Source organism: Sphingomonas sp. KR3-1 (genome assembly GCF_040049295.1).
Classification (GTDB): domain Bacteria; phylum Pseudomonadota; class Alphaproteobacteria; order Sphingomonadales; family Sphingomonadaceae; genus Sphingomonas.
Genome location: NZ_JBDZDQ010000001.1, coordinates 715869 through 736747 on the forward strand (window position 1 = coordinate 715869; position 20879 = coordinate 736747).

The following is a 20879-nucleotide window of genomic DNA, read 5'->3' on the forward strand; positions in this document are numbered from 1 at the left end:
TCAGCCCTCCTGGCCTTCGGTCGCCTCGGGAGCCTCGACCGTGTCGGCCGGGGTTTCCGCAGGGGCGGTGTCGTTGTTGTTAGCGACCTGCTTCAGGCCGGCCGGGAACGGCGCATCGGCATGACGGTCGACCTTGACGGCGTCCTTGACGAACAGCCAGCCGCCCTTCGAGCCAGGGACCGAGCCCTTGACGAAGATGAGGCCGCGCTCGACGTCGGTGCCGACGATCTCGAGGTTCTGCTGCGTGCGGAACTTGTCACCCATGTGACCGGCCATCTTCTTGTTCTTGAAGACCTTGCCCGGATCCTGGCGCTGACCGGTCGAACCGAGCGAGCGGTGCGAGACCGAGACGCCGTGGGTGGCGCGCAGACCGCCGAAGCCCCAACGCTTCATGCCGCCCGCAAAGCCCTTGCCCTGGGTCTTGCCCTGGATGTCGACGAACTGGCCGGCGACATAGTGGTCGGCCGAAATCTCGGCGCCCACTTCGAGCAGGCCGTCCGCGTCGACGCGGAACTCATGGACGACAGCCTTGGGCTCGACTTCGGCCTTGCCGAAGTGGCCGCGCTGCGGCTTGGCGACATTCTTGCTCTTCGCCGTGCCGGCGCCGAGCTGGACGGCCGTATAGCCGTCACGATCCTTTTCGCGGACGGAGACGACCTGAACGCCTTCGAGTGCCAGAACGGTGACCGGCACGTGGCGGCCGTCGTCCTGGAACAGGCGGGTCATCCCCAACTTCTTCGCGATCACGCCAGTGCGCATGACCAGTTGCTCCTATGCATAGGCACCCGAGGGGGAATTCCCACGGGTGCGTGCCTCAGCCCGAAAATATGATGCGAGCCCCCGTCCGGGCTGAACCCCTCTCCGAAGAGAGAGGCGACGGGGGACGCAGACCCGGTTCTCCGAAGAGGCCGGCGGTATCCCTATCGCGATGTGAGTGCGCCCTGGGCGCCCTCCTGTTCCTTGCTTTGGATCGGGATCGATCCGGTGGAGGAACCTGGCGAATCCCCTTCGAGGGAATCGCGAATCTCGTGTGGAGGCGCGCCTTTACGTCAGCAGCGCTTCCCTGTCCACCCCTTCACCTGCATTCCCCTGCGGGAATGCGCCGGAAGGAGAAAGCCCCCGCTTTCGCGAGGGCCCTCAGCTGGCTCAGGCCAGCTTGATCTCGACATCGACGCCGGCGGCGAGGTCGAGCTTCATCAGCGCGTCGACCGTCTGCGGGGTCGGCTGCACGATGTCGAGCATGCGCTTGTAGGTGCGCACCTCAAACTGCTCGCGGCTCTTCTTGTCGATGTGCGGACCACGGTTCACCGTGAACTTCTCGATCTTCGTCGGAAGCGGGATCGGGCCACGGATGAGAGCGCCAGTGCGACGCGCAGTGTCGGCGATGTCGCCGGTCGCCTGGTCGAGCACTCGGTGATCGAACGCCTTCAGGCGAATACGGATATTCTGCGTTTCCATGTCCCTACCAATGCGAAAGAGCGGGGCCCGTTGCCGGACCTCTATGCTGTACCCAAAAACCGAAGGCGCGCCATTACAGCGGCCCACATTAAAAGGCAACCGCCCGACACCCCTTTTTTAGGGTGCCGGGCGGCTGTGTACCTAGTTCAGGCCTTGCGGCCGGAACGCAAGCTTACTTCTGGATCTCGGCAACGACGCCGGCACCCACGGTGCGGCCGCCTTCGCGGATCGTGAAGCGCTGGCCGACGTCCATGGCGATCGGCGCGATGAGCTTGATGCCCAGCGCAACGTTGTCGCCCGGCATCACCATCTCGGTGCCCTCGGGCAGCTCGATCGTGCCGGTGACGTCGGTCGTGCGGAAGTAGAACTGCGGACGATAGTTGGCGAAGAACGGCGTGTGACGGCCACCCTCGTCCTTCGACAGCACGTACACTTCCGACTTGAAGTCGGTGTGCGGCTTGATCGAACCCGGCTTGGCGAGAACCTGGCCACGCTCGACTTCGTCGCGAGCGACGCCGCGGATCAGCGCGCCGACATTGTCGCCGGCCTGGCCCTGGTCGAGCAGCTTGCGGAACATCTCGACGCCCGTGACGGTGGTCTTGCGGGTGTCGTGGATGCCGACGATCTCGACTTCCTCACCAACCTTGATGATGCCGGTCTCGACGCGGCCGGTCACCACGGTGCCGCGGCCCGAGATCGAGAACACGTCCTCGATCGGCATCATGAACGGCTTGTCCAGCGGACGCTCCGGCTGCGGGATCGACTCGTCGACAGCGGCCATGAGGGCGAGGATCGCTTCCTGGCCGAGCTTGGCGTCCGAACCCGAGAGAGCGGCGGTCGCCGAACCACGGATGATCGGAATGTTGTCGCCGTCGAACTCGCGCTTGCTGAGCTCTTCGCGGATTTCCATCTCGACCAGCTCGAGGATTTCCTCGTCGTCGACCAGGTCGACCTTGTTGAGAAAGACCACCATGGTCGGCACGCCGACCTGGCGGGCGAGCAGGATGTGCTCCTTGGTCTGCGGCATCGGGCCGTCGGTCGCGGCGACCACGAGGATCGCGCCGTCCATCTGCGCGGCACCGGTGATCATGTTCTTCACATAGTCAGCGTGGCCCGGGCAATCGACGTGCGCGTAGTGGCGGTTGGCGGTCTCGTACTCGACGTGCGCCGTCGAGATGGTGATGCCGCGCTCGCGCTCTTCCGGAGCCTTGTCGATGTTGGCGAAGTCGACGGCAGTGCCGCCCGACGTTTCAGCCAGAACCTTGGTGATCGCGGCGGTCAGCGACGTCTTGCCATGGTCGACGTGGCCGATGGTGCCGATGTTGAGGTGCGGCTTGTTCCGCTCAAACTTTGCCTTCGCCATTGTTTTCCTACCTTCTGAGTCAAATTCCGCGTCGCTCAAGGGACTCGCCGGAAGGCGAGCCCCATAGCGGCTGATTTTGGGTTACGCCAGCCGTTAAGCCAGCTTCGCCTTCACTTCGTCGGCCACATTCGGCGGCACTTCGTCGTAATGGCTGAACTGCATGCTGTACTGCGCACGGCCCTGGGTGAACGAGCGCAGCTGATTCACATAGCCGAACATGTTCGCCAGCGGGACCATCGCCTCGACCGTCTGCGCGTTGCCGCGGCTGTCGGTGCCCTGGATCTGGCCACGGCGGCTGTTGATGTCGCCGATGACGTCACCGAGATAATCCTCGGGGGTGACGACTTCGACCTTCATCACCGGCTCGAGCAGCTTGATGCCGGACTTCTGGGCCGCTTCGCGCATCGCTGCACGGGCGGTGATTTCGAAGGCCAGCGCCGACGAGTCGACGTCGTGGTACGCACCGTCATAGAGCAGCACTTCGAAGTCGATGATCGGGAAGCCGACCAGCGAACCGGTCTGCGCCGTCTCGCGGAAGCCCTTCTCGATCGCCGGGATATATTCCTTCGGAATATTGCCGCCCTTGACCTCGTCCTTGAAGACGAAGCCCGAACCGCGCTCGCCCGGGGTCAGCTTGACCTTGACGCGGCCGAACTGGCCGGTGCCGCCCGACTGCTTCTTGTGCGTGTAGTCGATGTCGACCGGCTTCGCGAGATACTCGCGATACGCCACCTGCGGCGCGCCGACATTGGCCTCGACCTTGAACTCGCGCTTCATGCGGTCGACCAGGATCTCGAGATGGAGCTCGCCCATGCCCTTGATGATGGTCTGGCCCGATTCGTGATCGGTCGAGACGCGGAACGAGGGATCCTCGGCGGCCAGGCGGTTGAGGGCGATGCCCATCTTCTCCTGGTCGGCCTTGGTCTTCGGCTCCACCGACAGCTCGATCACCGGCTCCGGGAACTCCATGCGCTCCAGGATGATCGGGTTCGCCGTGTCGCACAGCGTGTCGCCGGTCGTGGTCTCCTTGAGGCCCGCGATCGCGACGATGTCGCCGGCGCGCGCCTCATCGATGTCCTCACGCGAGTTCGCGTGCATCAGGAGCATACGGCCGATCTTCTCCTTCTTGTCCTTCACCGAGTTCAGATACTGACCCTTGGTGAGGGTGCCCGAATAGATGCGGGCGAAGGTGAGCGAGCCGACGAACGGATCGTTCATGATCTTGAAGGCGAGCAGCGAAAGCGGCGCCGAGTCCGAAGCCGGACGCGAATCCGGGGTCTCGCCGTCGAGCTTCACGCCCTGCACGTCGGGGATGTCCAGCGGCGAAGGCAGATAGTCGACAACGGCGTCGAGCAGCGGCTGCACGCCCTTGTTCTTGAACGCCGAGCCGCAGACGATCGGCACGAACGCCATCTCGAGCGTACCCTTGCGGATCAGCTTCTTGAGGTCGGCGACCGACGGCTCGTTGCCCTCGAGATACGCTTCCATCAGCGCATCGTCCTGCTCGACGGCCATCTCGATCAGCTCGCTGCGATACTTGGCGGCCTTTTCCTTCAGGTCGTCAGGGATCTCGGCATATTCGAACTTCGCGCCCAGGCTCTCTTCGAGCCAGATGATCGCGCGGTTCTCGACCAGGTCGACCAGGCCCTTGAAGCCGCCTTCGATGCCGATCGGGAGATACAGCACGGCCGGGCGCGCGCCCAGGCGATCGATGATCGAGTCGACGCAGAAATAGAAGTCGGCGCCGGTGCGATCGAGCTTGTTGACGAAGCACATGCGCGGCACGCCGTACTTGTCGGCCTGGCGCCACACGGTCTCCGACTGCGGCTCCACGCCGGCAACGCCGTCGAAACAGGCAACCGCACCGTCGAGCACGCGCAGCGAACGCTCGACTTCGATCGTGAAGTCGACGTGGCCGGGGGTGTCGATGATGTTGATCAGGTGCTCTTCACCCTTGCCCTCTTCCGCGCGCCACTTGCAGGTGGTCGCCGCCGAGGTGATGGTGATGCCACGCTCCTGCTCCTGCTCCATCCAGTCCATCGTCGCGGTGCCTTCGTGCACTTCGCCGATCTTGTAGGACTTGCCGGTGTAGTAGAGGATGCGCTCGGTCGTCGTCGTCTTGCCGGCGTCGATGTGCGCCATGATGCCGATGTTGCGATAACGCTCGAGGGGATGGCTGCGGGCCATGACCTGGTTTCCTTAAGGATGTGGGGAGCCGGACGATCCGGCTCCCCGATATGTAGGAACGAAAATTTCCAGCGCCAGTCGTCCCGGCGCTGGAGAAAGACTTACCAGCGGTAGTGGCTGAAGGCGCGGTTCGCTTCGGCCATGCGGTGGGTGTCTTCGCGCTTCTTCACTGCGTTGCCGCGGTTGTTCGAAGCGTCGAGCAGCTCGCCCGAGAGGCGGGCCGACATGGTGTTCTCGCTGCGGTTGCGGGCCGAAGTGATCAGCCAGCGAATCGCAAGCGCCTGGGCACGCTCCGGACGAACCTCGACCGGAACCTGGTAGGTCGCACCGCCGACGCGGCGGCTGCGGACTTCGATGCCCGGCTTGATGTTGTTCAGCGCGTCATGGAACACACCGATCGGATCGCGCTTAGCGCGCGCTTCGACGGTTTCCATGGCCGAATAGACGATGCCCTCGGCAACGGACTTCTTACCGTCCAGCATGACCGAGTTCATGAACTTCGAAAGGACGATATCACCGAATTTGGGATCCGGCAGGATTTCGCGCTTTTCTGGGCGACGACGACGAGCCATCTTGAATTTCCTTCTAAACCTTCAGCGTGTCCGGAACCCGTCCGGGGCTTACTATGGCTGTGATTACTTCGGACGCTTGGCGCCGTACTTCGAACGCGACTGGCGACGATCCTTGACGCCCTGCGTATCGAGCACGCCGCGCAGGACGTGGTAGCGAACGCCGGGAAGATCGCGGACACGGCCGCCGCGGATCAGCACAACCGAGTGCTCCTGAAGGTTGTGACCTTCGCCCGGGATGTAGCTGATGACTTCGCGCTGGTTGGTCAGGCGGACCTTCGCAACCTTGCGGAGCGCCGAGTTCGGCTTCTTCGGAGTCGTCGTGTAGACGCGGGTGCAGACGCCGCGCTTCTGCGGGTTCTGCTCCATCGCAGGGACCTTCGACTTGGTCTTCTGCAGTTCGCGGCCCTTGCGGACCAGCTGGTTAATCGTCGGCATGAAGCCCTTCACCTTATGTTACCGGCGTGGCCGGCGGTTACTTTGCTGGAACCCTTGTTTGAGAATACGAAAAGGCCCCGGGTGTCCTCGACCCCCCGGGCCATTGCGTCTCCAGCAACGTTCAGCTCTTGCCCCAAAAGGAATCGCGACCGGACGTGCCGGTCCCTTGTGGAACGGGGGCGCCTATAGCGAGGGGGACCGGGCGGGTCAACCGACTCGCCATAAGCCCGCGCGAGGATAACAGTGCGTCAACTTCCCGCGGCGTAGAGCGTGGGAGATGGTTCGTTACGTATCCCGATTCAAGCCGCTCGCCGCCGCGCTCGCCGCGCTGCTGGCCACGCTCGCCCTCGGCCTGCCCGGCCCGCCGCTCGCCGGCGCCGCGCACCTGCTCGGCTGGGAGCTGTTCGGGCTGGCGATCGTGGGCGGTGCCGGCGTGCTCGCCTGGCACCTCGCCCAGCTCACCGCGCTGCCGCCGGCGTCGCTCGCCCGGGCCGCGCTCCCTGCCGCGCTGGTACCGCTGGCGGTGTTTCCGCAGGTCGGCGCGCTCGCGCTGCTCGTTCCCGCGGCGCTGGCGCTCGCCCTGCCCCGCATCGACCGATTCGCCGCAGGCCTTACCCTGCTCGCCGCGCTGCTGGCACTTGCTCCCGGCGCGCTTGCCGGCAGTGCCGCCAGCGCAACAATGCTCGCCGCCGCGTGGCTTTGCCGTGCCCGCTGCCCCGCCGCCAACGACAATCCCTCTCTGGAACGCCTGTCCCGCTTTTGGCCGGTGCCTGTTCCTGCACGTTATGGTAGGCAAACAGCCGGAGATTCGGGGTTCGATTCTGGGGAGTAGCGTTAATGTTCAAGGGCAATGATCGTGGTCGTGATCGCGACGAGCGTCCGGCGATGCCGCCGGCACCGCCGCAGCAGAGCGGCAGCACCGCCAAGCGTGGCATGTTCTCGGTGATCGGTCCGGACGTGACCATCACCGGCAACGTCACCGCCTCGGCAGACCTGCACATCGACGGCCGCATCGAAGGCGACGTCAATTGCGGCAGCCTGGCGCAGGGCGCCGACAGCCAGGTGTTCGGCAACGTCACCGCCGAGACCGCCCGCCTTGCCGGCGCGATCGAGGGCACGGTGCGCGTGCGCATGCTCACCATCGAGCGTTCGGCGAAGATCACCGGCGACGTCGAATATGAGAACATCACGATCGAGAATGGCGGCCATATCGACGGCCGCCTGAAGCATATGAGCACCGTGCAGGCAGCGGCTGCACCTGCGGCACCCGCCGGCCCGCGCGCGGTCGAAGCGGCGCCCTCGCCCTTCGCGGCGGCGGCGAACGAATAGGCTCTGGTCACCGGGAAGCCGAAAGGGCGCGTTCCTCACGGGGAGCGCGCCCTTTTCGTTACAGGCTGCGCGCCTTGTCGAGATGCATCTGCACGATCGGCGCGATCGTCGCGGCGAAGGCCTTGAGCTCGGGCACCGTGCCGGTCGCGGCATAATCCTGCACCGCCGCCAGCGTCTTCTCGTGCGCGACCACCTGCTGCGCCTTGTAGGCGGTATCGAAATCGGCACCCGTAGCCTGGCGCAGCGTGGCGAGGTTCGCCTCCTGCTCGGCGCTGAGCCTGGGCGCGGGCGTGATCGCCGGGGTCGCGCTGGCGGCGGCGGCCTTGAGCTTGGCGGTCGAATCGGTGTGCGCGGTCACCATCATCCCGCCAAAGTCCTTGAGCGCCTGCGTGGTCGCCTTTTGCAGCGCGAGCTTGCCCGCGGCCACTTCATAGGCATCGCTGGCGCCCGCGGCGTCGGCAAAGGCCTGGCCGGTCGTCACCTCGGCCCCGGTCATCGCGTTGACCCCGGTGCCGGTCGCGTTGGCGTTGACGCTGTTCTCGGGGATCACCGTGTCGTTGGCGACGATGTTGTCGACCGTGGTGACCGGCTCGGAGCCGCCACAGGCGCCGAGCGCGAATGCCGGGCCCAGGCCGATTGCGAAGAAGTATCTGTGCATGCGGGCATTCCCTCTGTTTTGCAGAAAGGAACGCGATCCTGGGGGCGCCGTTCCGGTTTCCATGCCACGATGCGGCGAATTGAACGGGGAGATGACCGATGACCGACGGGACCGAAGCACGCGAAGGCGGCTGCCGCTGCGGCGCGCTGCGCTTCCGGCTGAGCGGCGCGCCCTTCCTCACCAGCGCCTGCCACTGCACCGGCTGCCAGAAGATGACCGGCAGCGCCTTCTCGCTGACTGTTACCGCGCCGGCCGAGGCCTTCGAGGTGCTGCAAGGCGAACCGGTAATCGGCGGGCTGCACGGGCCGGTCGCGCATCATTTCCACTGCGACCGTTGCAAGAGCTGGGTGTTCACCCGCGCCGAGGGGATGGACTGGTTCGTCAACATCCGCACGACGATGCTCGATGCACCCGACCAGGAACCGCCCTTCCTCGAGACCTGGACCAGCGAGAAGCTCCCCTGGGCGGAGACGCGGGCCACGCGCAGCTATGAAGGCAATCCCGACTGGACTGACTGGGACGCACTGACGAAGGAATATGCGACGCGGGGCTAGCCCCGGTCGAGAATGGCCGCTCGCTCAATCCTTCAGCGGATCATGCCCCCAGTTCATCAGCGAATAGCGCCAGCGTGACGTGGGGATGCGGTATTCGTCGTGCGGCCCCTGCCCCCGATGCCGCGCGACGAAGCCGACCACCTTGCGCATATGGGCATAGTCGCCGCCGGCGAGATCGGCCTTCTTCGTCCGCAATATGCCGACGATCCGCCGGCCCGAGGCATGGCCGACGCTTTCGCCGCCGTCGCGCTTGAAGCCGACCTTGCGGCTCTCCTCGGTCTCGAGCCATTCCTCGATCTCGGCCGGCGCCATGTTCACCGCGGCGTGGAACTTGCGCCACACTTCCTCATGATCGTCACGCTGGGCACCGGCTTCTCCATTTCGGGCTGCATTCCCATCCGCAACGGACCTCTCTCCGCTCAGTTTCCGCGCCGAATCAGATTATTATCGCCTTGTCGCCCGCGAGTCTGTTTCGCGTGCGGCCTGTCCACAGGCTTGAATCAGGAACCTTCACTCGGCCCATCCGCCGGGCGCTGCCGCACGTCTTCGACGGGCGGGGTCGCCTCCAGCGCGCGACGCGGAGCGAGTGCAACGCGAAAGAGGCAATCATGACCATCTATGCGACGCAGAACCAATGGGGCGGCAACAGCGCGCCCTGGCATGACGGCGGCCTGCTCAGCATCGGCAACCGCGCCGATCAGAACCCGATCGCCCTGCAGATCCAATCGGGCGACGGCGGCAAGAGCTTCACCGGCACGATGACCTATGAGGGCGAAGGCCCGATCGGCGTGCGCGCCACGCTGGTCACCACCAATTGCTACCAGGTGGAAAACCAGTGGGGCGGCAGCTCGGCGCCCTGGCACGATGCCGGGCTGTTCCTGCTCGGCGCGCGCAACGGGCAGAACGCGGTCGCCTTCGACCTCAAGTCGAGCGACGGCGGCAAGACGCTGACCGGCAGCATGACCTATGCCGGCGAAGGCCCGATCGGGGTCAAGGGATCGGTCTCCGGCGGCACGGGCTTCGATGCGACCAACCAGTGGGGCGGCAGCTCCGCACCTTGGCACCAGGGCGGCCTCTGGGTGCTCGGCTGCCGGCCCGAGCAGCCGGTCGCCGCGCTCGACATCACCAGCGCCGACAATGGCCGCACGCTCACCGGCTCGATGACCTATTCGGGCGAAGGCCCGATCGGCTTCAAGGCCACCCAGACCATGGCCGACACCTATAGCGTGCTCAACCAATGGGGCGGCGACCAGGCGCCCTGGCACGATGGCGGCATCTGGGTGATCGGCTGCCGCGGCACGCAGGGCGTCGTCGCGGTCAAGGCAACCGGCAGCGGCAACGGGCTCTCGGGCACGATGACCTATGCCGGCGAAGGCCCGATCGGCCTGAACCTGGTCCCCGCGGTCACCGAGGCGCTCGCCCCCGCCTGACCGTGCGGCAGCCCGGCCGGGCCCCGAACCCGGCCGGGCACTCAGGCGCCGTGCGGCGCGCCGACCAGATCCTCGTAATTGTCGCCCACCGCCGGCAGCAGCAGCCGTGCGGCAAACTCGCTCGCGCCGACCAGCAGCACCAGCGTCAGCGCGATCCGCGCGGCGCGGCGCGGCAGCGGGCGGGTGAGCAGCAGGATCGCGGCGAGCCAGGCCGCGAGCATCGACCAGAGATGATAACGCCAGTCGCTCGAGATGCTGACCAGCAGGAAGCTCGTCTCCAGCGCCGCGGCGGAAAGCGCGAGCGGCACCGCCAACGCATGCGCCGCGCTGCTCGCCGGCCGGGCCAGCGCGAGCACCGCCAGCGCCGCCGCCAGCGCGAGGATCGGCGCGCCGAGCGGCCCGTTGGCGAGCCAGCCGGCGAATTTGTCGAACGGCTCCGCTGCCTTGGCGGGCGAGCCGAGCCCGAGGTCGTTCGGCTCCGACCCCGCCTCGGGGATCGAGAGCGGGAAATGCCAGGGCACGAACCAGCGCATCGTCGCGTTCCAGTGCGCGATGCGGTGCGCGGCATAGGCGCCCGGATGCGCGCGGATCGCCCCGGTCCAGCCCGCGAAGATCGCGTGCGGCGATGTGCCGTCGAGCGCGTCCTGCACGAAGCCGCAGCGCTCGCCGCTGGAATAGGGGTCCCACAGGACCGAGGAGGAGCAGTGCAGCGCCTCGGCCTGCGCCCAGACCGCGCGCGGCAGCAGCGGGGCGGCATCGGGCCCGGCGCGGTGGGCGATGCCGGCCATGTCGAAGATCGGCTGGGTCGCCTCCACGCCGCTGGCATCGGCGCGCAGCAGGTGGTGGTTGATCGAAGGCGACACCGCCAGCACCGCCAGCGTCCCCGCCGCGATCAGCCCCAGGCGCACCGGCCAGCGGCGCCAGGTCCAGGGCACGAACAGCCCGGCGGCCAGCGGTGCCGCCGCGAACACCGCATTGGCGCGCACCAAAGTCGCGTAGACGAGCAGCAGCACCGCCGCGACCAGGTCGATCGGCCGCGGCTTCTGGCCGGTCAGCCTGCGCCAGCCGATGATGCCGGTGGCGGCGAGCAAGGCCGCGGCCATCTGCGCGTCCTTGAGCACCGCCGCCTGCCAGCCGAGGAACGGCGGCCACAGCCCCAGCGCCAGCACCGCGATCGCCGCGATACGCTTGCCTTCCCGGGCGAGCGCCGCCGCGATCAGCCCGAGCCCGAGCCAGTAGAGCCCGATCTGCAGCACGAACATCGGCGCCTGGCCGGTCCAGCCGATGCCGTGGAACAGCGACCAGAGCCGCGCCATCGCCGGCGGGTGCCAGTCATAATAGCTGCCCGAGACGACCTGCTGATATTGCGCGACGCTGTCGTACATCGCGACGCCGGGCCAGAAGAACAGCAGCACCAGCGCGCAGAGCAGCGCCGCCGCCAGCGCTACCCGCGCGTGCAGCGATACGCGGGTCATGCGCCCGCACCGGTGCGCAGGCGCTCGGCGGTCTCGGCGAAGGCGAAGCCCGCGCCATTGTCGGTCTCGACGCCGACGATGCGGTGCACGGTACGCGGGATCGGATTGAACAGGCCGGGCTGCGCCCGCTTGAGCGCGATCTCGATGCCCGCCGGCTTGCCCGGCGAGAAGCGGACGTGCTCCACGTCGTGCCACGGCACGAAGCCGCCGAACATGCCGCGCATCCGCAGCCCGTTCGGCCCGGCGGTCACCGCAACGCGTTCGGCGAAGCGCCACACGAACTGCACCGCGAACCAGGCCATCACCAGCCCGATCGCCAGATAGCCCCAGCCGATCCCGTGCCAATCGGCGGAGGCGGCGATGCGGACGAAGATGCCGCCGCGCATCTCCATGTCGCGTTCGGTCACGGCGCCGGGATTGCGCGCCCAATAGAAGAACAGGCAGGCGCCGAGCAGGAACAGCGGCGTCAGGCAGCCGGCCGAGCCGGTCCGCCACTCCAGCCGCACGGGCTCGCCGGGCGAGCCCTCAGCGACAGGTCACCCGATCTTGCGGCCGAACACCGGGCGCGGCGCGTCCTCGGCTTCCGGGATCTCGGCGCTGCCCAGCCCCGCGGCCTTGCGCGCCAGATAGCGATCGAGCGCGGCATCGGCGTCGAAGCCCGGTTCGGTCGGCACCACCTCGCCCTTGCGCACCACCACCCCGCGCGGCGCAAGGATCGTGCGCAGCAGCCGGGCGATCAGCCCGACCGAGAAGAGCATCGCCAGCGCCCCCAGCCCGATCACGGTCGGCCCCAGCCCGGAGGCGAGCGGGCCGTCGCTCCAGCCCTGGAAGCCGGTGAAATGGAACAGCAGCCAGCCGAGATAGGCCAGCGGCAGCAATGCCAGGATCAGCTTGAGCGCACGCACGCCAAATCTCCCACCAGTTCGGGCGAACTTGGCGAGAGATATGGCAAAAAATCATGAACTAAATGTGCAGCGCGCGGCCGTATGCGCCGAGGACCGCCTCGTGCATCGTCTCGCTGATCGTCGGGTGCGGGAACACCGTTTCCATCAGCTCGGCCTCGGTGGTCTCCAGCGTCTTGCCGATCGTGTAGCCCTGGATCATCTCGGTCACTTCCGCGCCGATCATGTGCGCGCCGAGCAGTTCGCCGGTCTTCGCGTCGAACACCGTCTTCACGAAGCCCTCGGCCTCGCCCAGCGCGATCGCCTTGCCGTTGCCGATGAAGGGGAAGTTGCCGACCTTCACCTCGTAACCGGCTTCCTTGGCCTTGGCTTCGGTGAGGCCGACGCTCGCAATCTGCGGGTGGCAATAGGTGCAGCCCGGGATGTTGCGGACGTCCATCGCGTGCGGATGCCCGCCGGCGATCGCCTCGGCGGCGATCACGCCCTCATGGCTCGCCTTGTGCGCGAGGAAGGGCGGCGCGGTGACGTCGCCGATCGCATAGAGGCCGGCGATGTTGGTCTTGCACGCCGCATCGGTGACGATGTGGCCACGCTCGGTCTTCACGCCCAGCGTCTCCAGCCCGATATTCTCGGTGTTCGGCACGATGCCGACCGCGACGATGACATGGCTGTACTCGGCGGTGGTGACCTTGCCGTCCTTGTCCTTGATCGACGCCTTCACGCCCGATGCCGTCACGTCAAGCTTGTCGACGCCGGTCGAGGTCAGGATCGTCATGCCCTGCTTCTTGAACTGCTTCTCCAGATGCGCGGAGACGTCCTTGTCCTCCACCGGCACGATCCGGTCGAGCATCTCGACGATGGTCACCTCGGCGCCCATGTCGTTGTAGAAGCTGGCGAACTCGACGCCGATCGCGCCCGAGCCGATGACCAGCAGCTTGGTCGGCATCTCGGGCGGGGTCATCGCCGTCCGATAGGTCCAGATCCGCTTGCCGTCGGTCTTGGCGAAGGGCAGGTCGCGGGCGCGGGCGCCGGTGGCGACGATGATGTTCTTCGCCTCGAGCTCGGTCTTCTTGCCGTCCTCGCCGGTGACGGTGAGCTTGCCCGGCGCGGTGAGCACGCCGGTGCCCATGTGCACCGTGATCTTGTTCTTCTTCATCAGGTGCGTGACGCCCTGGTTAAGCTGCTTGGCGACGCCGCGCGAGCGCTTCACCACCGCTTCCAGGTCGGCGCTGATCTTGTCGGCGACCAGCCCGTAATCCTTGGCGTGCTGCATATAGTGGAAGATCTCGGCCGAGCGGAGCAGCGCCTTGGTGGGGATGCAGCCCCAGTTGAGGCAGATGCCGCCCAGCAGCTCGCGCTCGACGATCGCCGTCTTGAGGCCCAGCTGCGCGGCGCGGATCGCCGCCACATAGCCGCCGGGGCCCGAACCGAGCACGATCACGTCATAGGAGTCAGCCAAGGGAGGAATCCTTCAATTGGAATGATGCGAATATGGGCGGTCAGCCCGGAATTTCATCGATCGGCCGGGGCCGCTTGTTGGCATCCACCGCGACGAAGACGAACTGCGCCTGGGTGACCAGGCAGCTCTCCTCGCTATGCCGGGCGCGGCGCCAGGACTGGACCTCGATCGTCATCGAGGTGCGACCGACCTTGACGATGTCGGCGAAGACCGAGACTTCGTCGCCCACCAGCACCGGCGCATGGAATTTCATGCCCTCGACCGCGACCGTCACTGCCCGCCCGCGCGAACGGCGCGCGGCGACCAGGCCCGCGGCCAGGTCCATCTGGCCCATCAGCCAGCCGCCGAAGATGTCGCCATAGGCGTTTGCATCGGCCGGCATCGTGCTGACGCGGATCGCCGGCTGCTGCTGGGGCGGCTGACCGCCTTCCTCAACCATCTGCGCGCGGCTCCGTGCCGCTGGCGGGCGTGGTCCCGTCGAGCTTGGCCCTGTCGTCGGCGATCGCCTTGCGCACCGGGCCGACGCCCATCAGCGCCACTGCGATCATGCAGCCGAAGGCGACGATCCAGATATCCTCGGTAGCCCGCGGATAGGACCAGGCCGCCGCCGTGGCGATCAACGCCGCGACGATCAGCCCGATCACGATATGCATCACTTCGATCAGCACGCGCATCGGCGCAGCCCTCCGGTTCAGGCGATCATCCCGAACGGATTCTCGACCAGTTCCTTGAAGATCTTCATCATCTCGGCGCCGTCGGCCCCGTCGATCGCGCGGTGATCGAAGCTGCCGGTCGCCGACATGATCGTCGCCACCTGCAGCGCGTCGTCGATCACATAGGGGCGCTTCTCGCCCGCGCCGATCGCCATGATCATGCCCTGGGGCGGATTGATCACCGCTTCGAACTGCTTGATGCCGTACATGCCCATGTTCGACAGCGACGCGGTGCCGCCCTGATATTCCTCGGGCTTCAGCTTGCCCTCGCGGGCGCGGCCGGCGAGGTCCTTCATCTCCTGCGAGATCGCCGAGACCGCCTTGTTGGCGGCGTCGCGGATGATCGGCGTGATCAGGCCGGTCGGCGTCGAGACCGCGACCGACACGTCCGCGCGGCTGTACTTGATCAGCTGGTCGCCGGTGTAGGTGACGTTGCACTTGGGCGCCTGGGCCAGCGCCACGCCGAGCGCCTTGATCAGCAGGTCGTTGACCGAGAGCTTCACGCCGCGCGCCTCGAGCGCCTTGTTGAGATCGCCGCGCAGCTTGAGCAGCGCGTCGAGGCGGATGTCGAGCGTCAGGTAGATGTGCGGGATCGTCTGCTTCGACTCGGTGAGGCGGCGCGCGATCGTCTTGCGGATGTTCGAGAGCTTCTCCGCCTCGTGCGGGATCGATTCGTCCCACCAGACCGGCTTGTGCTCGGCCGGCGCGGCGGCAGCGGCGGGTGCCGAGGCTGCGGGAGCGGCGGACGCGGCCGGCGCAGCAGCAGCGGCGGCCGGCGCGGCACCGGGCTTGGCGCCGTCGATGTCCGCCTTGACGATGCGGCCGTTCGGGCCCGAGCCGCTCACGCCGGCCAGGTCGACGCCCTTCTCCGCTGCGATGCGCTTGGCGAGCGGGCTCGCCTTGACGCGGCCGCCCGAGGCGGCCTGGGCCTGGGCGGGTGCCGCGGCCGGTGCAGGCGCGGGAGTCGGCGCCGGAGCGGCCTCTTCCTTCTTCTCTTCAGCCTTGGGCGCAGCGGCGGGCGCGGCCGCCGGAGTCGGGGCCGGCGCAGCAGCGGTCGAGGCGTTCTCGCCCTCGCCCGCCAGCACTGCGATCACGGTGCCGACCTTCACATTGTCGGTGCCCTCGGCAACGAGGATCTTGGCGATCACGCCCTCGTCCACCGCTTCGAATTCCATCGTCGCCTTGTCGGTCTCGATCTCGGCCATGAGGTCGCCGGACTTCACCGTATCGCCTTCCTTGACGAGCCACTTGGCGAGGGTGCCCTCTTCCATGGTGGGGGAAAGCGCAGGCATCTTGATTTCGATCGACATGAAGGTTCCCGTCGTTGGAGCCCTGAACAGGTTCGGGCCCTCTTTGCGCCGCCCCCGCCCCGGGTCAAGAGACGCGCTTGCAGGAAATGACGCTACGGGGCACGTAACGCATCAGGAAGAGGATCAATCCATGCGCACCTATCTGGTGGTGATCGACGAAAGCCCCGAGGCCGAGATCGCGCTGCGCTTCGCCGCGCGGCGCGCCGCCAAGACCGGCGGCAATGTCGAAATCCTGGCGCTGATCCCCAAGCCGGACTTCGTGCAATGGGGCGGCGTGATGGCGACGATCGAGGAGGAAGCCCGCGAACGGGCCGAGGCGCTGGTCGCCCGCGCCGCCGGCACGCTCTTCACCGAATCGGGCCTCCAGCCCTCGATCACGGTTCGGGAGGGCGATGGGCCGAAGATCGTCCACGAGATGATCGCCGCCAATCGCGACATCGCCGCTCTGGTGCTCGGGGCCGCGGCGGGCGGCCCGCCGGGCCCGATGGTGTCGCACTTCGCCGGCGCGGATGCCGGCAACCTGCCGGTGCCGCTGATGATCATCCCCGGCGCGCTCGACATGGCGGCGATCGACCGGCTGAGCTGAAATTCCAAAATCCTTCCCGAGCTTGTCTCGGGGAGGGGGACCGCCGCCGAAGGCGGTGGTGGAGGGGCCGGCGCAACGCGCCGGTGCCCGGCGCACCCCTCCACCATTCGCTGCGCGAATGGTCCCCCTCCCCCAGCAAGCTGGGGGAGGAATTAGGCCGATTGACCCATCCCCTCTCCCCCGCCACTCTCCCCCCATGCGCATCCTCCCCCTGCTCCCGCTCGCCCTGCTCCTTCCCGCCGCCGCCCAGGCGCAGGAGAAGCCCGATCCCGCCCGTCTCAAGGCCAGCGTCGAGAAGCTGGTGCGCTTCGGCACCCGCCACACGCTCTCCGATCCCGACAATCCCACCCGCGGCATCGGCGCCGCGCGGCGCTGGTTCGCCGGCGAGCTCGCCAAAATCGGCGACCAGTGCAACTGCATCGAGGTCGCCAACATCGCGCGCAGCTTCACCGGCCCGCGCGCGCCGAACGGCGTGCAGATCGTCGACGTGCTCGGCTTCCAGGCCGGCACCGACCCCAAGCGCGTCGTCATCGTCATGGGCCATATCGACAGCCGCGTGACCGATGTGATGAACGCCACCAGCGACGCGCCCGGCGCGAACGACGATGGCTCGGGCACCGCGCTCGTCCTCGAGGCCGCGCGCATCCTCTCCAGGGAGAAGTTCAAGGCGACGATCGTCTACGCCGCGCTCTCCGGCGAGGAGCAGGGGCTCTATGGCGGGCAGTTGCTGGCCGAGACCGCCAAGGAGCGCGGCTGGACGGTCACCGCGGTGCTCAACAACGATATCGTCGGCAACACGGTCGGCACCGACGGCCGCAAGGTCGCGGACCGGGTGCGCGTCTTCTCCGAGACGTGGAGCGAAAGCGACGACGACAGGGCGCTCAAGGGCCTGCGCAACGATGGCGCCGAGGATGACGGCCCGTCGCGCGCGCTCGCCAAGGCGATCGACCAGGTCGCCGGCAAGATCCCCGGCGGGCTCGACGCCTTCCTCGTCCGCCGGCCGGACCGGTTCGGCCGCGGCGGCGATCATTCGCCATTCCTCAAGCTCGGCTATCCGGCGGTGCGCTTTTCGGTCGGCGTCGAGAATTACGACGCGCAGCACCAGGACCTCGTCCCCGGCAAGGGCGACACGGTCGACAAGATGGACTTCACCTATCTGGCCAAGGTCACTGCGATCAACGTCGCGACGATCCGCCGCCTCGCCTCGGCTCCGGCGGCGCCCGACAAGGTGACGATCGGCGGCGCGCTCTCCGCCGACACCTCGGTGAAATGGGCGGCGGTGCCCGGCGCGGTGAAGTATCGCATCCACTGGCGCCGCGCCGACGCGCAGGACTGGACCGACCATCTCGACGTCACCGGCACCGAGGCGAGCCTGAAGAATGTGGTGGTGGACGACAGCTTTGTCGGCGTGTCGGCGCTGGGCGCGGACGGCGCGGAGAGCCTGGTGACGTTCGGCGGGCGGGGGTGAAGCTTGAGCCCCTTCGCCTCGACGCGGGGGACAAAGCAGGTTGCAATGTAGGATTTCGCCTGCTTGGCTCACCCGGTCCTCGGACCGCTCTTGCCTTGTAGGAAATATAGGATCGCCCCCGATCCGCTCCCGCGCAACCAAGTTGCGAAGGTCCCACCCGGCGCAAGACCATTGGGTGTCAGCGCTTTCGTGACCTTCCGCGGCGGCGCGGCCGATTCGCTACGCGCCGCTGTAGGAAATCAGCGGCAGCCGCAGACGCAGCACTTGGCCGGCGTGCGGTAGCGCCGCACCGGCGCCTTGCGTATCACGCGGCGCGCGGTCGAGCGGACATAGGCCGTGCTCTCGACCACTTCCTCGGTAACCGTCGTGGTGGTCGTGGTCGCCCCGGGAATGACGATCACGGTCGTGCCCGGCGCGCCGTAATAGGTGGCGGCACCGGCCTGGTAGCTGCCCTGAGCGCCATAATAGGCCTGGCCCGAGCCGTAATAACCCTGGACCTGTGCCGCCGGCGGTGCACCGATCGCACCGGCCGGCGGCAGACTCCCCCCGGAGTAACCGTCATAATAGTCGTTCGGATCGACCGGCTGGATCGGCTGGCGATAGCCTGCCCCCACGGTCGCGTTCGAATAGCTGTACGAGTTCGAATAGCTCGCGCCCGAATCGGCATAGGCGTCGGCATCGGCCCAGTTGATGCCGTCCACCGAATCCCACACGTCGCCGCGGTCGTCGACCAGCACGGCGTCGTCATAATAGCGGACCCAGAAATAGCCGTAGGGCGGCGCGGCCAGGCCCCAGTTCAGATAGTCCGGGATGCGGAAGCCGCTGCCCATCCAGTAATTGGGCAGATGGCCGCCACGGCCCATCCGGCGATAATTGTTCCAGCCGCCCGGCGCCTGCGCGCCGGCGTACCAGCGGCCGTTGACCTGGCCGCCCCAACGATTGCCGCCATTGTTGCCGTGACGCTGGCTGTTCTGGACCGGGCCACGCGGCGGCAGCGCCATCCAGCGGCCATTCTGCCAGACGCGGGCGCCGGCGGTGGGCACGCCGGGGCCGGTGTGCACCGGAGTCGGCGCAGGCATGTGCGGCGGATTGGGCGAGACGCGCGGCGGCATCGGCATCGGCACGTTGCGCGGGCCCATCCCGCCGGGTGCCGGGATCGGGTCGCCACGGCCGCCCCAGCCCGGGCCAGGCGAGGTCACCTGCGCCGCGGCGGGCAGTGCCGCCAGCAGCGCCGAGGCCATCACGGCCTGCTTCATCAGGTGACGCATCATAAACTCCTCAACCCATGTCGGAGCCGCCCCGCTCTCATGGTTGCCAAGGAATTAATCCCCGCGCGTGGGGGATGCCAGAATTGCCTATGCTTAACGGAGTCCCGATCCGGGTCAGCCGACCAGTCTGGGACCGAGGATGCGCATCAACGCCTCGCAGCCCGCCGCGTCGCCGGCGTCGAAGCGCGCCGGATTGGGGCTGTCGAGGTCGAGCACGCCAAGCAGCTCGCCCTGGACAACGATCGGCACGACCAGCTCGGACCGGCTGTCGGCGTCGCAGGCGATATGGCCGGGAAAGGCGTGGACGTCCTCGACCAGCTGGGTCTCGCGGCTCGTCGCCGCGGCGCCGCACACGCCCTTGCCGAACGGGATGCGGATGCAGGCGGCCTTGCCCTGGAAGGGGCCCAGGACGAGCTCGTCGTTCACATTGCGGTAGAAGCCGGCCCAGTTGAGATCGGGCAGATATTGCCAGATCAGCGCCGAGACATTCGCCATGTTGGCGATCGCATCGGGCTCGTCGGCAGTGAGCGAATCGAGCGCGGCGGCGAGGTCGCGATAGAGCTCGGTCTTGTCGGTGGTGGTGACGTCGAAGGTGTACATGGGGGTGATGTAGGCGATCGGAGGCCCCAGCGGGAGGGGCGAAAGGGACAGATTGCGGCGGTTAGTCCAGCCGCACCTTGCCCCGCCCGGCCTTGACCTGGCTGCGGCCCTTCTTCTCGTCGACCCGGCGCGCCTTGGCCGCCTTGCTGGGCTTGGTCTTGATCCGCCGGGCGTCACGCTCATGCGCCTTCTCGATCAGCTCGACCACCCGCTCGCGGGCATCGGCGCGATTGGCATCCTGGGTGCGGAACTTGCGCGCGGTGATCACCAGCTCGCCGCCGCTGGTCAGCTTGGTTCCGGCGAGCGTCTTGAGCTTCTGATAGGCGTAAGGAGCGAGGCCGAGCTTGAACACGTCGATGCGCAGCTGGACCGCGGTCGCCACCTTGTTGACATTCTGCCCGCCCGGCCCGGTGGAAGCCAGGAACTTCTCCTCGACGATCGCCTCGTCGGGGATCTCAGCCACGGCCGAACCCGGCATTGTGGAAGCGCACCGGCAGCGGCGCGGTAGCGTGGATGTCGTCCTTGCCCTCGCGCGGCACGGTCAGTTCGATGGCGTGGAGCATCATCGCCGGCCCGCCCCGGCCATAGACCGGATCGCCCAGCACCGGCACGCCCAGCCCCTCGGCGGCGTGGACGCGGATCTGGTGGGTGCGGCCGGTCTCGGGATAGAAGGCAACCAGGCTCTTGCCGTCGCGCTGCTCCATCACCTTGTAGCGGGTGATCGAGGGCTTGCCCTTGGGATCGCCAGTCATCCGCCAGCCTTCCTCGCGGGTCGAGACCTTGGACAGCGCGAGGTCGATCGTGCCGCTCTCCTCGGCAGGCACGCCGTCGAGGATGGCGAGATAGCGCTTGGTCACCGCGCCGGCCTCGAAGGCCTGGGCGAAGCGCTTCATCGCCTTGGGATTGCGGGCGAGCAGCAGGCAGCCGCTGGTGTCGCGGTCGAGCCGGTGGACGGGCAGCGGCAGGCGCTGGAAACCGAAGGTCAGCTGGTCGAGCAGGTTCTCGAGGCTTTCGGAGCGGTCCCGCGGACGATCGACCGGCAGGCCCGCAGGCTTGTCGATCACCAGAGCCTCGCCATCGATGAAGAGCACGCGATCCTTGAACATCGCCTG

General features: G+C 67.4%; 25 protein-coding genes. 6 read left to right on the forward strand and 19 right to left on the reverse strand.

Annotated features, from left to right (window positions below):
• From rplC to rpsL, 6 genes are all read right to left on the reverse strand, one after another.
• Complete coding sequence (gene rplC, locus ABLE38_RS03565) at positions 1-759, reverse strand: 50S ribosomal protein L3 (RefSeq protein ID WP_348972784.1); 759 nt, start codon at positions 757-759, stop codon at positions 1-3.
• 387 nt (positions 760-1146) lie between these two features.
• Positions 1147-1458 (reverse strand): 30S ribosomal protein S10, encoded by a 312-nt coding sequence (gene rpsJ, locus ABLE38_RS03570; RefSeq protein WP_029936463.1) that lies wholly within the window; start codon positions 1456-1458, stop codon positions 1147-1149.
• A 172-nt stretch (positions 1459-1630) separates the two neighbouring features.
• Complete coding sequence (tuf, locus tag ABLE38_RS03575; protein WP_348972785.1) at positions 1631-2821, reverse strand: elongation factor Tu; 1191 nt, start codon at positions 2819-2821, stop codon at positions 1631-1633.
• Positions 2822-2914: 93 nt separating this feature from the next.
• Positions 2915-5008: an elongation factor G gene (gene fusA, locus ABLE38_RS03580; protein ID WP_348972786.1), complete on the reverse strand. Its 2094-nt coding sequence runs from the start codon at positions 5006-5008 to the stop codon at positions 2915-2917.
• 101 nt (positions 5009-5109) lie between these two features.
• Positions 5110-5580, reverse strand: a complete 471-nt coding sequence (gene rpsG, locus ABLE38_RS03585; RefSeq protein ID WP_116838647.1) for a 30S ribosomal protein S7 — start codon at positions 5578-5580, stop codon at positions 5110-5112.
• Between the two features lie 63 nt (positions 5581-5643).
• The gene (gene rpsL, locus ABLE38_RS03590; RefSeq protein ID WP_086129340.1) at positions 5644-6015 is read right to left on the reverse strand and encodes a 30S ribosomal protein S12; all 372 of its coding nucleotides are present in this window, start codon (positions 6013-6015) and stop codon (positions 5644-5646) included.
• A gap of 277 nt (positions 6016-6292) precedes the next feature.
• Between rpsL and ABLE38_RS03595 the strand changes: the two genes are divergently transcribed.
• Together ABLE38_RS03595 and ABLE38_RS03600 are read left to right on the forward strand one after the other, a co-directional pair.
• Complete coding sequence (locus tag ABLE38_RS03595; RefSeq protein WP_348972787.1) at positions 6293-6847, forward strand: hypothetical protein; 555 nt, start codon at positions 6293-6295, stop codon at positions 6845-6847.
• Positions 6848-6852: 5 nt separating this feature from the next.
• The gene (locus ABLE38_RS03600; RefSeq protein WP_348972788.1) at positions 6853-7344 is read left to right on the forward strand and encodes a polymer-forming cytoskeletal protein; all 492 of its coding nucleotides are present in this window, start codon (positions 6853-6855) and stop codon (positions 7342-7344) included.
• Positions 7345-7402: 58 nt separating this feature from the next.
• On the opposite strand, the gene ABLE38_RS03605 is transcribed toward ABLE38_RS03600, so the two are convergent.
• The gene (locus ABLE38_RS03605) at positions 7403-8002 is read right to left on the reverse strand and encodes a DUF4142 domain-containing protein (protein WP_348972789.1); all 600 of its coding nucleotides are present in this window, start codon (positions 8000-8002) and stop codon (positions 7403-7405) included.
• Positions 8003-8100: 98 nt separating this feature from the next.
• Here ABLE38_RS03605 and ABLE38_RS03610 point away from each other — a divergent pair, with 98 nt between their 5' ends.
• Positions 8101-8556, forward strand: a complete 456-nt coding sequence (locus ABLE38_RS03610) for a GFA family protein (RefSeq protein WP_348972790.1) — start codon at positions 8101-8103, stop codon at positions 8554-8556.
• Positions 8557-8580: 24 nt separating this feature from the next.
• Here the strand turns inward: ABLE38_RS03610 and ABLE38_RS03615 are convergent, their stop codons facing one another.
• Entirely contained in the window at positions 8581-8898 is a 318-nt protein-coding gene (locus ABLE38_RS03615) for a DUF3140 domain-containing protein (RefSeq protein ID WP_348972791.1), read from the reverse strand.
• Between the two features lie 266 nt (positions 8899-9164).
• Here ABLE38_RS03615 and ABLE38_RS03620 point away from each other — a divergent pair, with 266 nt between their 5' ends.
• Complete coding sequence (locus tag ABLE38_RS03620; RefSeq protein WP_348972792.1) at positions 9165-9986, forward strand: lectin ESA-2; 822 nt, start codon at positions 9165-9167, stop codon at positions 9984-9986.
• Positions 9987-10027: 41 nt separating this feature from the next.
• Here the strand turns inward: ABLE38_RS03620 and ABLE38_RS03625 are convergent, their stop codons facing one another.
• Genes ABLE38_RS03625 through ABLE38_RS03655 form a run of 7 tightly spaced genes read right to left on the reverse strand, consistent with a single transcriptional unit; the run spans position 10028 to position 15845 of the window.
• Positions 10028-11461, reverse strand: a complete 1434-nt coding sequence (locus ABLE38_RS03625) for a hypothetical protein (RefSeq protein ID WP_348972793.1) — start codon at positions 11459-11461, stop codon at positions 10028-10030.
• Positions 11458-11967 carry a PH domain-containing protein gene (locus ABLE38_RS03630; protein WP_348972794.1) on the reverse strand — a complete coding sequence of 170 codons (510 nt, stop codon included), beginning with the start codon at positions 11965-11967 and terminating at the stop codon, positions 11458-11460. Before ABLE38_RS03630 ends, ABLE38_RS03625 begins: the two co-directional genes overlap by 4 nt.
• A gap of 30 nt (positions 11968-11997) precedes the next feature.
• The gene (locus tag ABLE38_RS03635) at positions 11998-12366 is read right to left on the reverse strand and encodes a hypothetical protein (protein ID WP_348972795.1); all 369 of its coding nucleotides are present in this window, start codon (positions 12364-12366) and stop codon (positions 11998-12000) included.
• Positions 12367-12424: 58 nt separating this feature from the next.
• Positions 12425-13822 carry a dihydrolipoyl dehydrogenase gene (gene lpdA / locus ABLE38_RS03640; protein WP_348972796.1) on the reverse strand — a complete coding sequence of 466 codons (1398 nt, stop codon included), beginning with the start codon at positions 13820-13822 and terminating at the stop codon, positions 12425-12427.
• Positions 13823-13862: 40 nt separating this feature from the next.
• On the reverse strand, positions 13863-14261 hold the full coding sequence (locus tag ABLE38_RS03645; protein ID WP_348972797.1) for an acyl-CoA thioesterase: 399 nt from the start codon (positions 14259-14261) through the stop codon (positions 13863-13865).
• Positions 14254-14496, reverse strand: a complete 243-nt coding sequence (locus tag ABLE38_RS03650) for a hypothetical protein (protein WP_348972798.1) — start codon at positions 14494-14496, stop codon at positions 14254-14256. Before ABLE38_RS03650 ends, ABLE38_RS03645 begins: the two co-directional genes overlap by 8 nt.
• 17 nt (positions 14497-14513) lie before the next feature.
• Positions 14514-15845 carry a pyruvate dehydrogenase complex dihydrolipoamide acetyltransferase gene (locus ABLE38_RS03655; protein ID WP_348972799.1) on the reverse strand — a complete coding sequence of 444 codons (1332 nt, stop codon included), beginning with the start codon at positions 15843-15845 and terminating at the stop codon, positions 14514-14516.
• A gap of 130 nt (positions 15846-15975) precedes the next feature.
• Between ABLE38_RS03655 and ABLE38_RS03660 the strand changes: the two genes are divergently transcribed.
• Positions 15976-16431: a universal stress protein gene (locus tag ABLE38_RS03660; protein WP_348972800.1), complete on the forward strand. Its 456-nt coding sequence runs from the start codon at positions 15976-15978 to the stop codon at positions 16429-16431.
• A 196-nt stretch (positions 16432-16627) separates the two neighbouring features.
• Entirely contained in the window at positions 16628-17899 is a 1272-nt protein-coding gene (locus ABLE38_RS03665; RefSeq protein WP_348972801.1) for a M20/M25/M40 family metallo-hydrolase, read from the forward strand.
• Positions 17900-18138: 239 nt separating this feature from the next.
• Here ABLE38_RS03665 and ABLE38_RS03670 read toward each other — a convergent pair whose 3' ends face one another.
• The 4 genes from ABLE38_RS03670 to ABLE38_RS03685 form a co-directional block, all read right to left on the reverse strand.
• Positions 18139-19167 carry an RcnB family protein gene (locus tag ABLE38_RS03670; protein WP_348972802.1) on the reverse strand — a complete coding sequence of 343 codons (1029 nt, stop codon included), beginning with the start codon at positions 19165-19167 and terminating at the stop codon, positions 18139-18141.
• 114 nt (positions 19168-19281) lie between these two features.
• Entirely contained in the window at positions 19282-19767 is a 486-nt protein-coding gene (locus ABLE38_RS03675) for a GAF domain-containing protein (protein ID WP_348972803.1), read from the reverse strand.
• 61 nt (positions 19768-19828) lie between these two features.
• Positions 19829-20230, reverse strand: coding sequence for an alternative ribosome rescue aminoacyl-tRNA hydrolase ArfB (arfB, locus tag ABLE38_RS03680; RefSeq protein ID WP_348972804.1), 402 nt, complete (start codon positions 20228-20230; stop codon positions 19829-19831).
• The gene (locus tag ABLE38_RS03685) at positions 20223-20873 is read right to left on the reverse strand and encodes an RNA pseudouridine synthase (protein WP_348972805.1); all 651 of its coding nucleotides are present in this window, start codon (positions 20871-20873) and stop codon (positions 20223-20225) included. The genes arfB and ABLE38_RS03685 overlap by 8 nt, the downstream gene beginning before the upstream one ends.
• Between the last annotated feature and the right edge of the window lie 6 nt (positions 20874-20879).